Origin of the sequence: Bacillus halotolerans (genome assembly GCF_001517105.1) — a bacterium.
Lineage (GTDB): Bacteria > Bacillota > Bacilli > Bacillales > Bacillaceae > Bacillus > Bacillus halotolerans.
Genome location: NZ_LPVF01000010.1, coordinates 534,897 through 547,326 on the forward strand (window position 1 = coordinate 534,897; position 12,430 = coordinate 547,326).

At 41.8% G+C, this 12,430-nt stretch carries 13 protein-coding genes; 6 read left to right on the forward strand and 7 right to left on the reverse strand.

Features of this window, described 5'->3' with window-relative positions; translation table 11 throughout:
- Window position 1: 1 nt before the first annotated feature.
- Window positions 2-1,330: a PhoH family protein gene (locus AU387_RS13055; protein WP_024121278.1), complete on the reverse strand. Its 1,329-nt coding sequence runs from the start codon at window positions 1,328-1,330 to the stop codon at window positions 2-4.
- Window positions 1,331-1,487: 157 nt separating this feature from the next.
- On the opposite strand from AU387_RS13055, the gene AU387_RS13060 reads away from it, so the two are divergent.
- Together AU387_RS13060 and AU387_RS13065 are read left to right on the forward strand one after the other, a co-directional pair.
- Window positions 1,488-2,117: a YhcN/YlaJ family sporulation lipoprotein gene (locus AU387_RS13060; protein ID WP_059335850.1), complete on the forward strand. Its 630-nt coding sequence runs from the start codon at window positions 1,488-1,490 to the stop codon at window positions 2,115-2,117.
- Between the two features lie 86 nt (window positions 2,118-2,203).
- Window positions 2,204-2,413: a YlaI family protein gene (locus AU387_RS13065; protein ID WP_081638297.1), complete on the forward strand. Its 210-nt coding sequence runs from the start codon at window positions 2,204-2,206 to the stop codon at window positions 2,411-2,413.
- 59 nt (window positions 2,414-2,472) lie between these two features.
- On the opposite strand, the gene AU387_RS13070 is transcribed toward AU387_RS13065, so the two are convergent.
- Window positions 2,473-2,790, reverse strand: a complete 318-nt coding sequence (locus AU387_RS13070; RefSeq protein ID WP_024121276.1) for a YlaH-like family protein — start codon at window positions 2,788-2,790, stop codon at window positions 2,473-2,475.
- 55 nt (window positions 2,791-2,845) lie between these two features.
- Window positions 2,846-4,684: a translational GTPase TypA gene (gene typA / locus AU387_RS13075; protein ID WP_010334118.1), complete on the reverse strand. Its 1,839-nt coding sequence runs from the start codon at window positions 4,682-4,684 to the stop codon at window positions 2,846-2,848.
- Window positions 4,685-4,795: 111 nt separating this feature from the next.
- Between typA and AU387_RS13080 the strand changes: the two genes are divergently transcribed.
- Together AU387_RS13080 and AU387_RS13085 are read left to right on the forward strand one after the other, a co-directional pair.
- Complete coding sequence (locus tag AU387_RS13080; RefSeq protein WP_010334117.1) at window positions 4,796-4,984, forward strand: YlaF family protein; 189 nt, start codon at window positions 4,796-4,798, stop codon at window positions 4,982-4,984.
- A 272-nt stretch (window positions 4,985-5,256) separates the two neighbouring features.
- Window positions 5,257-5,862 (forward strand): hypothetical protein, encoded by a 606-nt coding sequence (locus AU387_RS13085; RefSeq protein ID WP_059335851.1) that lies wholly within the window; start codon window positions 5,257-5,259, stop codon window positions 5,860-5,862.
- Window positions 5,863-5,906: 44 nt separating this feature from the next.
- Here the strand turns inward: AU387_RS13085 and AU387_RS13090 are convergent, their stop codons facing one another.
- Genes AU387_RS13090 through AU387_RS13105 form a run of 4 tightly spaced genes read right to left on the reverse strand, consistent with a single transcriptional unit; the run spans window position 5,907 to window position 8,908 of the window.
- Window positions 5,907-6,200, reverse strand: coding sequence for an anti-sigma factor family protein (locus tag AU387_RS13090; protein ID WP_044156016.1), 294 nt, complete (start codon window positions 6,198-6,200; stop codon window positions 5,907-5,909).
- The gene (locus AU387_RS13095; protein ID WP_059335920.1) at window positions 6,197-6,718 is read right to left on the reverse strand and encodes a sigma-70 family RNA polymerase sigma factor; all 522 of its coding nucleotides are present in this window, start codon (window positions 6,716-6,718) and stop codon (window positions 6,197-6,199) included. Before AU387_RS13095 ends, AU387_RS13090 begins: the two co-directional genes overlap by 4 nt.
- The gene (locus AU387_RS13100; RefSeq protein ID WP_059335852.1) at window positions 6,718-6,978 is read right to left on the reverse strand and encodes a hypothetical protein; all 261 of its coding nucleotides are present in this window, start codon (window positions 6,976-6,978) and stop codon (window positions 6,718-6,720) included. Before AU387_RS13100 ends, AU387_RS13095 begins: the two co-directional genes overlap by 1 nt.
- Window positions 6,968-8,908: a hypothetical protein gene (locus tag AU387_RS13105; RefSeq protein WP_082687901.1), complete on the reverse strand. Its 1,941-nt coding sequence runs from the start codon at window positions 8,906-8,908 to the stop codon at window positions 6,968-6,970. Before AU387_RS13105 ends, AU387_RS13100 begins: the two co-directional genes overlap by 11 nt.
- Before the next feature lie 287 nt (window positions 8,909-9,195).
- On the opposite strand from AU387_RS13105, the gene AU387_RS13110 reads away from it, so the two are divergent.
- Together AU387_RS13110 and AU387_RS13115 are read left to right on the forward strand one after the other, a co-directional pair.
- Window positions 9,196-10,761, forward strand: a complete 1,566-nt coding sequence (locus tag AU387_RS13110; protein WP_044156018.1) for a M4 family metallopeptidase — start codon at window positions 9,196-9,198, stop codon at window positions 10,759-10,761.
- Window positions 10,762-11,428: 667 nt separating this feature from the next.
- Window positions 11,429-12,343 (forward strand): class I SAM-dependent methyltransferase, encoded by a 915-nt coding sequence (locus tag AU387_RS13115; RefSeq protein ID WP_059335853.1) that lies wholly within the window; start codon window positions 11,429-11,431, stop codon window positions 12,341-12,343.
- Window positions 12,344-12,430 lie beyond the last annotated feature (87 nt).

Sequence of the window (12,430 nt, forward strand, 5' to 3'; positions counted from 1 at the left end):
GTCACAGCAAGTCAGCGGCAAGCTGGGCAAGCCCGGATCTCTCACCTTTTAAAAGCTTCACACTGCCGGAGATGGGTTGTCCTTTAAACCGCTCAACGACATATGCCAGACCATTATTCAGACTGTCTAAATATGGGTGATCAATTTGTTCAGGATCGCCCATTAAGACAATTTTACTGCCTTCGCCCACTCTTGTAAGAAGTGTTTTCACTTCATGCCTGGTCAAATTTTGCGCTTCATCAATGATAATAAATTGATCAGGAATGCTTCTCCCTCTGATATACGTCAGCGCCTCTACCTGGATTGAACCGATCCCCGCCAAAATCGCCTCGAGCTCTCCCGGTTTCTTGGCATTAAACAGAAACTCTAAGTTATCAAAAATCGGCTGCATCCAAGGCTTTAGCTTTTCCTCTTTTTCACCCGGCAAGTATCCGATATCCTTGCCGACAGGAACAATCGGCCTTGCCACGACCAGCTTTTTATATATCCCTAAATCTTCTGTCTGTAAAAGCCCCGCTGCCAAAGCAAGCAACGTTTTCCCGGTTCCGGCTTTTCCGATCAGCGTCACCAGCGGAATATCTTCTCGCAGCAAAAGCTCTAACGCCATTGTCTGCTGAACATTTCTCGGCCTGATTCCCCATACGTGTTCATCATCAAACACAAGTCTTTTTAGGACCGTGCCCGTTTTATCCGCAATACCGACGGCAGAGGACGACCCTCCTAATTCATCCTTCATTAAGGCGAACTGGTTTGGGTAAAATGCATGCTGCTTCATATCCTGAACTGAAATTTGTTTTTTTCCGTAAAAAGAGCTAAATAGCTGCTGGTTTATATATAAATCCTTATATCCGCTGTACATTTCATCATTGTCCACAACCCTGTCATTTAAGAAATCTTCAGCAAGAAGGCCGATGGCATCCGCTTTGACTCTGACTAATACATCCTTGCTGACAAGGATCACAGGCCTACCGTCTTCCTTCGTCTCTTCTTCAAGGCTTAAGTTTTTAGCAACGGCTAATATACGATTATCATTCGTTTTTTCGATAAAGATTTCTTGAAGCTGGTGAAAGGAACGGTGGTTCAATTCAATTCGCAGCGTTCCCCCCGTATCAAGCGGAACCTTCTCATGCAGCCTCCCCTTCAGTCTTAGCGCGTCTATCAGCTTAGATACGTGCCTCGCATTCCTCCCAACTTCGTCCATATATCGTTTCTTGGAATCAACCTCTTCTAAAACGACAGCAGGGATGACAACTTCATTTTCTTCAAAAGAAAAAATAGCGTTAGGATCCTGTAATAACACATTCGTATCTAACACATAAATTTTACTCAAGTCTCAGCCTCCTGATATAAGGGTGGTCAAAGTTCTTCCTGCTTCTCTTACGATGAAAAAGGTGAACGCCTGCTAAAATATATGTTTTTGTGAATAAAGATAGAAGGTTAATTCAACAATAAAATTAATGAATGCATTTCAAGGAGGGAAACCGCAAGTGCGAATTCTTTTCATTATCATACAGCTCACACTCATTTTATCCGCCTGCGCTGTTCAACAGGGAAGACAGGAGCAAAATATTGAAAAAGAATCAACAAGACAGCAGGAAACAAAACCGATTCACGTAAAGGACACATCTCAGGAAACAAAAGACAATGGAACTAGAACTGATATTGCCAAGCATCTTGTCGGCGTTGCGGAAAAAGTGCCGGATGTCAAGGATGCGACAGCTGTTGTGCTTGGAGGATATGCTGTAGTAGGAATTGACGTCGACGATAACCTGGATAGAAGCAAAGTCGAAACCATCAAATACTCTGTGGCACAGGCTTTAAAAAATGATCGGCACGGCGCCAAAGCAGTAGTGGTCGCTGATCCTGATACCGTCAGCCGTCTCAATGAAATGGGAAGAGAGATCAGTGAAGGCCGTCCTGTTACGGGGATTTTAGATGAACTGGCCGCGATTGTCGGCCGGGTGCTTCCGGAAGTGCCTAACGATGTGATTGACGATGAAGATGAACCGCAAACCAAGCAGCAAAACGATCAATTAAACAGAAAGCAAGAGAAGGAAATGGAAACGGAACAAAACGATCAATCTGATCATCATATGAAAAAGAATAATAATGATTAAGCTAGAGCCCTTTCGGCTTTAGCTTTTTCTTATTTTGGACAGCATCTGATCCATGATATAATGCATATTAGAGTGAAAGAGGTGATATGATGAGGGTCCAATGTTCCATTTGCGATAAAATTGAAACGATTGATGATGAAACCCTGATCGCGAAACGGCTGAGAAACCGTCCGATCCATACATATATGTGCCAGGAATGCCATGACCGAATTGCCAAAAAAACAGAAGAACGGCTGAAAACCGGAAAGTTCACATTTCACCCGGGACAGCAGAAGAAAGAAAAAGTTAAAAAATAAAGCGGCAGCTATTCATACAGAATACAAAAAAAAGACTCAGCGAGATGCTGAGTCTTTTTTCATGATTTTGCGGACTGTTCCTTTTTCGACTGATACAGCCGAATTTTGTAAATGATTAAAATCAATGCAGCGACGACCAATCCCTCTGCCACAGGCAAAAATACACCGAGAAAAGTCAAAACAGTGCAACCTAAAGCCAGAAATAAGTACACCACTGCGGATTTTAATACCGGAAGCCGTTTTGCAAATCCAAGCTTAAACACAATAACAGCTAAAACAAAAATGGTGCCATACAGCAGCCACATGCCTGCTGCTGGCTGCCGATCCACTTGATATAGAGCGGCGAAGAACGACAGGCGTTCGCTTACATCATTCAAAAAGATTCCCTCCCCTGCAGCGTACGGGTTCTATCTTTTCAAATTCTGCAAGGGATTAAGACAATCCTGCTGTTTTTTTCTTTTTAGCCGCTTTTTCACGTTCGTTTTTATTAAGGATTTTCTTTCTTAAACGGATGGATTCAGGCGTTACTTCGCAGTATTCATCTTCGTTTAAGTACTCTAAAGATTCTTCAAGAGACATGATGCGCGCTTTTTTAATTGTTGTTGTTTGATCTTTTGTTGCAGAGCGGACGTTTGTCTGCTGTTTCATTTTGCTGACATTGACAACAAGGTCGTTGTCACGGTTATGCTCTCCGACAATCATTCCTTCATAAACTTCAGTACCAGGTTCAACAAAGATCACACCGCGGTCTTCAATCCCTTGAATTCCGTAAGATGTCGCTTTTCCGTTTTCCATTGACACAAGCACACCTTGACGGCGTCCGCCGACTTGGCCCGCCTGCATCGGCTGGTAACTGTCAAACGTATGGTTCAGGATACCGAAGCCGCGTGTTAATGACAGGAACTCTGTTGAGTAACCGATCAATCCGCGGGAAGGCACTGTAAAGATTAAACGGACTTGGCCGTTACCGTTGTTAATCATATCGATCATTTCACCTTTACGCGCTCCCATTGATTCCATTACAGAGCCTGTATGCTCTTCCGGAACATCAATTTGCACGCGCTCTACAGGCTCACAGCGTACACCGTCAATTTCTTTGATGATAACTTCAGGTTTTGACACTTGAAGCTCATAGCCTTCACGGCGCATGTTTTCAATTAAAATAGACAGGTGAAGCTCACCGCGGCCAGAAACCACCCAAGCATCTGGAGAAGCTGTAGGCTCGACACGCAAGCTGACATCAGTCTGCAGCTGTGACTGAAGGCGCTCTTCAATTTTACGGGCTGTCACATATTTCCCTTCACGGCCGGCAAACGGGCTGTTATTTACGACAAATGTCATTTGAAGTGTCGGTTCATCAATACGAAGCACCGGAAGCGGTTCTTGATGCTCTACAGGACAGACTGTTTCACCGACGTTGATATCTTCCATCCCGGAAACCGCAACGAGGTCTCCCGCTTTTGCTTCTTCAATTTCCACCCGTTTTAAGCCTTGGAAACCAAAGATTTTTGTCACACGGAATGATTTAGCTGTACCGTCAAGCTTCATAAGAGAAACCTGCTGACCGACTTTCATCGTACCGCGGAAAACACGTCCGATTCCGATACGGCCTACATAGTCGTTATAATCAAGAAGTGCAACTTGGAATTGAAGCGGCTCATCTGCATTCTCAACAGGTGCCGGAACATGCTTAATAATCGTTTCATATAAAGCTTCCATGTTTTCATCTTGCTGCTTAGGGTCAAGGCTCGCTGTTCCATTAATCGCGGAAGCATATACCACCGGGAATTCGAGCTGTTCTTCATTTGCGTCAAGCTCGATGAACAGGTCAAGAACCTCATCGATAACTTCTTCAGGACGTGCGAAATCACGGTCGATTTTGTTCACAACAACAACCGGGTTCAAGTTTTGCTCAAGAGCTTTCTTCAAAACGAAACGAGTTTGAGGCATGCAGCCTTCATATGCGTCAACGACAAGCAGTACGCCGTCAACCATTTTCATAATCCGTTCTACCTCTCCCCCAAAGTCTGCGTGTCCAGGGGTATCCAAAATATTAATGCGTGTATCTTTATAGTTAATCGCAGTATTTTTCGCCAAAATTGTAATGCCGCGTTCGCGTTCAAGATCGTTTGAGTCCATTGCGCGTTCAGCAACTTGTTCGTTGGCACGGAATGTACCAGCCTGGTGTAAAAGCTGATCGACTAGAGTCGTTTTCCCATGGTCAACGTGGGCAATAATCGCGATGTTGCGAAGATCATTTCGAAGTTTCACTTTTTCATCTCCTAAAAAAATTAGATAACTTTCATATTATACCACACATCCTCTTTAAAAGCGTCACGTTTTTCTGTAAACTTATCATAAGACGTAAAAGGGGATGGAAATATGAAAAAAATGAATTGGCTTTTATTATTATTTGCATTTGCAGCGGTTTTCAGCATAATGCTGATCGGCGTCTTTATCGCCGAAAAAAGCGCGTGGGGCATTATCGCCAGCATTGTGCTCGTTTGCGCCGTTATGGGAAGCGGATTTACGTTAAAAAAGAAAATGCGCGAGCAAGGATTGCTCGATTAAAAGCTTATCCTTGCTAAAGACATTGTAATCAAAAACACCGCAAATGAATGCGGTGTTTTTTCGTTACGTAAGGCTTATCTCCCCTGTTTCCTAGGCGGGAAGAAGCAAAACAACATCCATTCATGGACAATCGTTCTAAATATGACACTTTTAACCAAACAAAAGTGGTTCGACATTGATATACACAAACTACCATAAAGCCTATTTCCCTCACACCATCCTCTCCCTATAATGGGATTTGTACCACAATTCACAAAAAGGAGAGACGAAACATGAAGAAACCATTTGTAAAAAAAGCCATACTTACAACTGCCGCACTGACCTCAGCCACCCTGCTTACTTTCGGACCTGATGCCGCAAGCGCAAAAACAGTTAATCACAGCACACCTGCTTTGCAGGAGACAATCACAAATGAAGACCTGAATACATTTTTCGATTTATTAAATCAATGTATATATGAAGAAGACGGAGTTTATTATTTCGACAGTGAAAAAGCTGTCGAGTTAGGAATGACTCAAGAAGAGGCTCAAATCATTACGAAATTGTGGGAATCGACATCTGAATTCTTCGATATTGTTTCACAATGTGTGTATGTTGAAGACGGCAGCTACAAATTTGATACAGAAAAAGCTGTTGAGCTCGGCTTCACAGAAAAAGAAGCACTCACGCTTGACCAATTTTTCGCCGCTGTTTCCCTTAAAATTCATATTCTGCAGGCATCCATTGTTTCAGAAGATGGAGCGTACAGCTTTGATAAAGATGCAGCTTTAGAAGCTGGTGCGACACCGGAGCAGGCTGATTTTTATGAAAAGCTCTTCGGTGCACTGTCTCAAGAACAGCTTGCAGCCATCTACCAAATGCTTCATCCGCAAGCTTAATGTAATAAAAGCGCTTGTCCGTAAATCCGGCAAGCGCTTTTCCTTTATATCAGCAGTTTGATGATCAGCATCACAGCAAACACAGCTCCAAACCAGAAGGCTGCTTTAATAATCAGCAAACCATAGTATCTTTGTTTAAAACGGATTTCTTCTTCAGGCAGAAAAGCATCTTGAGGGGGCTGTTCATCTTTAAACTCAAAAGGCTCAGACATCTGTTCAAACATTTCTCTGCAGCTGCGGCAGGTGTTCATATGCTTTTCAATGAAGTTTTCCGTTTCTTTTTTGCAATCACCTTCAATATACAGAGGGAGAAGGTCTCTTACTAGAAAGCAGGTCATATCCGCTCCTCCTCTCTGCTTTTCGTCATGTTTTTCTTGAGCTCTAATCTAGCCCGGTGAAGTGTGGTTTTCACTTTCGAAAGGCTCCAGCCTAAGATTTCGGCGATTTCCTCATAAGAAAGCTCTTGAAATTCTCTTAAAATTAAAACGGATTGGTGCTGATCTTTTAGCTGCAGGAGCTCTTGCCGCAACGTTTCACTTTTAACCGTCCGCGAAAGATACTGTTCAGGCTGTTCATAAGTCGTTTGTTTCAGTCCATCATTTAAGCTGATATCAGTAAATTGGTATTTAACTTCCCTTCGGTACCAATTAATAAATGTATGGTGTGCAATCGTATACAGCCACGTTCTGATGGAGGAGTGCCCTTTAAACGAAGCAAGCCCGTTAAAGGCTTTCACAAAAGTGTCCTGAGCTAAATCCTTGGCTGTTTCGAGTTGATGAGTTCTCCGGAATAAATAATTCAAAATCTCCTGGTAATACTGTCGATACAAATTCTCAATCGAATCCTTCTGTTTCATTAAAAATAAAACCACACCGTCATCCAAATGGCCAATAAAATGAAACAGATATACATGGAAGACATATATACTTTCATATGTCTGATTTGGCTCTCATCTTCAGTTCTCTTTGAACATGATTCACTCTTTAAGGCTTCCGCATTTTTTTGATATAACGGCTCATGCTGTTTCATCCAGTCCATTGATTCATCCTCTAGCTCTCTTTCTTTATATAGGTCGTATAAATCTAAAAACACAGCCTCTTTTTCTCTATGATTCATAAAGACTTTTCACCTCTTGAGTTTCTCCATCCACCACATAAGCATCATGACGATTTGAGCCGAACGGCTGAATAATGATCAGCCATGCATAATGGCGTTCATTCCCTCTTTGAACGATAATCGGACGCATGCGTTTTTTGTAAATGACATCCTTATATACAGAAGCTACTTTTTCATAAGCCAATTTGCCATCACGATACGTATACGGGAATGAATTATCGGGTGTACCGTTGTAAACATAAACGTTTAGCAACCCTTGATCTTCAAAAAACTCATATGTTTTAGAGGAATCAGAATACACCGCCTTATCACTCTGCCTGCTTTTTTTCTTTATTTCTGATACATCCGCTTCGAAGACCGACAACATCTGCTGCTGCAGCTGACTGTTTGCCAGTGAACTTTTTCTTTTAATTGGAAGTGAAAGACTTTGCAAACTGCCGGTTTCAGCCTCAAAGGACAAAACCATTCCTTCTTTTGTTTCAACCCGTACCAGGCTTCCAAGCAGGCTGTTACTTTCAATATCTGTAATTTGATAAGGCTGTTGAGGTATTTTCAAAGCTGTAAACATTTCCTTCACTTTGTTGTGTATGTCTTGTTCTGTGATATGAACATGCCGAAGGGAATCAAGCTGATAAATTGAAGGGTCTTCACTAAAGCCCATTAAGGTTCCCTTTTCCCAATAAAATACTGTGCCATCATCATCGTTATCTTTTTTATGAAATTGATTTTTGAGGAATATACGAACGGCTGTCTGACCGTCTTCTTTAGATACCTTTGTTTCGATATGATCCTTACTTAACACTCGTCCGTGTCGCTCAAGGAAAGCGATTGACTTTCGTACGTATTCCTGATCAGCCAGCGTTTTCCCATGTGCCTTTTTCAAGTACTGATAATTACGTATCATCTGGGATACTTCATCAACCTCTGCCTCATAACTCATGCTTTTAAATGAGTAGAAATAATGCACATCCATATTTGTGTTGTGTAAAAATAATGTCTCATCCGTCGGAAAAAATGACTTTAAAATCTGTTCCGCTTTTTCAGATGAAATGTGCTCTCCTACAAAATTGAATGTATCGGTGACATTTGCTGGCTTTGATATAGCGAAAGCAACCGTTCCTAAGTTATATATCGGATTTAAGAGCAAAATAAACATCACAATGACAGCGATCGTCAGCCCCTTCTTAATACGCACATAAGCTTTCCCTGACTTTTGGAACAGATGATAACTCATCAAAAACCCCGCCATTGTCAAATAAATCGTATACGGCATTGCAGCTCCATAGTCAATCGAAATGTGCTCGGAATATGGCACAAGCAGCAGTACAAGGAGTCCGACAATCAGCGAATAAAATAAACCTAGTAAAATCTTATTTGTTCTCCAATACAGTTTGAAAAATAGCACATTCAATACAATAGGAAGAATGATCATTAAAAACAGAGAACCGTATACAATCGGCTCGATCTCATCAGGATATTGCTTCCAAAACGAAAAGAGACTGAATACCATCTGCACAATCGGCAAGCTGACAACAGCCAGATCAAACGTAAAAAACATCCCTTTTCCGCCAGTATCACGAAGCATTAACATATAATGAAAAGCCGTCAGCAGCACATACCCGTATAAGAAAAAATGCAGCAGCGGCAGCAATTCGTTCCCCTCATCCCTTAAATAAGCGCTGGTAAAGTTCGTTACCTGCACCTGATGAACAAGTTCAACAGACACGCCCGCCAGCAAAACAACCCGTAATAATACTCCAGCAAAAAACAATGTATGGCACCGATTGATTTTCGGGTGATATGCCAATATATACAGTGCTGCAAGGGCAACAATTGACCATTGAATCAGCAAAGTGCTTTGCCTGCTCAAAATAAAGTAACGTTCAAAATGCAATACATAATGACTGAATAAATCAAACACGAACAACAATCCTTTACTTCTTATTAAGGCCTCATCAGGTTAGACAAGCCGCTTGTTAAAAAGTTTCAATAAAAACCAAAAATTTCTCATCTCCCCCTTCGATAAAGACGACATAACTCTTGCAATTCATCCATCGCATGACACTTGACTCATCTTGATATTATTCAACAAAAATAAACACAGGACAATTCTATCAATTTTGTCTAGTTATGTTAGTTTTTGTTGAGAATGCCAGATTGCTCGTTTAATATAACGATATAAAGATTTTTCAGTATTTTCAAAAAGGGGGATTTATTGTGGGTTTAGGTAAGAAATTGTCCGTCGTTGTCGCTGCTTCGTTTATGAGTTTATCAATCGGCCTTCCGGGTGTTCAGGCTGCTGAGAATGACCGGCTTAAGGAGAATCAAACAAACTTTCTCCCCAAAAGCGCCATTGCACAAACAGAGCTCTCTGCTCCAAATGACAAAGCTGTTAAACAGTTTTTGAAAAAGAACAGCAAAGTGTTTAAAGGCGATCCCGCCAAAAGACTGAAACTTGTGGAAAGCACAACTGACGATCTTGGGTACAAGCACTTTCGATATGTGCCTGTCATTAACGGAGTGCCTATTAAAGATTCGCAAGTGATCGTTCACGTCGATAAATCTGATAATGTCTATGCGATCAATGGAGAATTGCACAATCAGTCTGCTTCAAAAACAGAAAACAGCCAAAAGGTATCCTCTGACAAAGCTCTGGCACTCGCTTTTAAAGCCATTGGCAAATCACCAGACGCCGTTTCTAACGGAAGCGCAAAAAACAGCGATAAAGCAGAGTTAAAAGCGGTAGAAACAGAGGACGGCGGCTATCGTCTGGCTTACGATGTCACGATTCGCTATGTCGAACCTGAACCTGCAAACTGGGAAGTCTTAGTGGATGCCGAATCAGGCACCATTTTAAAACAGCAAAATAAAGTAGAACATGCAGCCGCAACAGGATCAGGGACAACACTAAAAGGCGCAACAGTTCCTCTGAATATTTCTTATGAAAGCGGCAAATATGTTTTAAGAGATCTGTCAAAACCAACCGGCACTCAAATTATCACGTATGATTTACAAAACAGACAAAGCCGCCTTCCGGGAACACTTGTCTCAAGCACAACAAATAAATTCACAACTTCATCACAGCGCGCAGCTGTAGATGCCCACTATAACCTGGGTAAAGTGTACGATTATTTTTACTCGACATTTAAACGAAACAGCTATGACAACAAAGGCAGTAAAATCGTTTCTTCTGTTCACTACGGCAGCCGTTATAATAACGCCGCTTGGACAGGGGATCAAATGATTTACGGTGATGGAGACGGCTCCTTCTTCTCCCCGCTTTCCGGCTCATTGGATGTGACGGCTCATGAAATGACACACGGTGTCACTCAAGAAACAGCCAACCTTGTCTATGAAAATCAGCCTGGGGCATTAAACGAGTCGTTCTCTGATGTGTTCGGTTATTTCACTGATACAGAAGATTGGGATATCGGTGAAGACATTACGGTCAGCCAGCCGGCTCTCCGCAGCTTGTCTAATCCGACAAAATATGACCAGCCTGACAATTACGCCAACTATCAAAACCTTCCGAATACAGATGAAGGCGATTACGGCGGTGTACACATAAACAGCGGAATTCCAAACAAAGCCGCTTATAATACCATTACAAGCCTGGGCATATCTAAATCACAGCAGATTTATTACCGTGCGTTAACAACGTACCTTACGCCTTATTCCACTTTCAAAGATGCGAAGGCCGCCCTCATTCAGTCTGCCCGTGACCTTTATGGCTCAACTGATGCCGCAAAAGTTGAAGCAGCCTGGAAAGCCGTCGGTTTGTAATGTCTAAACTGAAAAGCCTGAGATATCTCAGGCTTTTTCTTGATTTTCAAGTTTGTTTGTAAATCAGCAGCTGTTTCATGATAGCCGTACATATGACTACCTTGCCTCTGAACAAATCGCAGACAGTGTAATTACAAACTCGGTCATTATCCGCCAAATCAGCCGATTGTTAAAAAAATCGGGCTTCATTGATGTCAAAAGAGATTGTTGAAGAAGGTGAGCTTTCCACACTCATGAAAACTCTCATCCCGACTGCTGGACCCGAACATTTAAACTGCAGGTTCTAGAGCTAGGCCCAAGCCGCTTATGTTCATCGCGAGGCGACTCCGCTTCTCATTATGTGCGGTGATCAGGATAACGTTGTTCTGTATAAGAAGCGCTGATTTATACAGGGCACTTACAAAAGCAGGTCATGATGAGTTATGTATAAAGTAAAAGGTGCCGGACATATCGGTTTACCCAAGACCATACACTTCGTATTGTAAAAACATTCTTTCATTCTCATTTAAACAGCCAGAAATTGAATAGAAGAATCTTACTCTTCCAACCTCAAATACATTGACAAAAATTTTCATTTATGCTATAATTTACTATTCATATAGTTGTGTGTATAATAAGGTTCTCCTGGCCAGGGGAATCTTATTTTTGTTTATCAGGAGGACATGGTATGAGGGAAAATGAATCCAGTTTAACTGCTTTGATATCAGCGTTTAGCCGAGCCTATCACAGTCAATATGATACACCTAAAATTTTTGACGATTATATCGCCAAAGACCTTATTTCTGAAAAAGAGTTTTCCGACATTAGTCAAAATATGATACAAGGCATACAGTTTTTCAATAAAGATATTGCCCAAAAGTTTCAAGATGACCCAGAGGAGATACTAAAGTGGATTACACAAGTCCAGCTTTCCCCTACGCCCTTAGCTCGAGCAGCATATTGTGAGAAAGTATTGCGCAACGAAGTGGTGCTGGGAGCAAAACAGTATGTCATTCTTGGCGCCGGGTTAGATACATTCTGCTTCCGGCATCCAGAGCTGGAAGACAGCTTAGACATATTTGAAATTGATTACCCGGCTACACAGCAATTGAAAAAGAAAAGACTGGATGATGCAAGGCTTACTATTCCAGCGAATCTTCATTTGGTTCCTATGGACTTTACCAAAACGTTTTCCTATCAGCCTCTCTTAGATGAAGGCTTTGATAACCAAAAAACGTTCTTCAGCCTTTTAGGAGTTTCTTATTATTTGACGAAAGAAGATAATCATAGCCTGCTTAACCATTTATTTGCCCGTGTCCCCTCAGGAAGCTCTATCGTTTTTGATTATGCAGACGAAACGCTCTTTGAAACAAAAGGAAAGTCGAATAGAGTTGAACATATGGTGAAAATGGCTTCAGCAAGCGGTGAACCGATGAAATCGTGTTTTACTTATCTTGAAATCGAAGAAGCATTAGATTCAGCTGGTTTACTCATCTATGAACATGTAACACCAGCCGAAATCAATGACCTTTTCTTCAAGAAACGAACGGATTATTTGTCAGCGTTTGAAACCATTCATTATATACATGCCGTAAAAAAATAACCCCCCTGGTTCTTCACCAGGCTCGCCTCTCAATCGATGGTGAAGGATTGGGAGGTTTTTTGCGCATGAAAATAAGCTGCCGTCATA

Coding starts and splice junctions, on each gene's coding strand:
- AU387_RS13080 (WP_010334117.1), top strand. CDS start 4,796: ATGAAAAAAATGAATTGGCTTTTATTATTATTTGCATTTGCAGCGGTT.
- AU387_RS13085 (WP_059335851.1), top strand. CDS start 5,257: ATGAAGAAACCATTTGTAAAAAAAGCCATACTTACAACTGCCGCACTG.
- AU387_RS13065 (WP_081638297.1), top strand. CDS start 2,204: ATGATGAGGGTCCAATGTTCCATTTGCGATAAAATTGAAACGATTGAT.
- AU387_RS13100 (WP_059335852.1), bottom strand. CDS start 6,978: ATGAATCATAGAGAAAAAGAGGCTGTGTTTTTAGATTTATACGACCTA.
- AU387_RS13095 (WP_059335920.1), bottom strand. CDS start 6,718: ATGAAACAGAAGGATTCGATTGAGAATTTGTATCGACAGTATTACCAG.
- AU387_RS13115 (WP_059335853.1), top strand. CDS start 11,429: ATGAGGGAAAATGAATCCAGTTTAACTGCTTTGATATCAGCGTTTAGC.
- AU387_RS13090 (WP_044156016.1), bottom strand. CDS start 6,200: ATGACCTGCTTTCTAGTAAGAGACCTTCTCCCTCTGTATATTGAAGGT.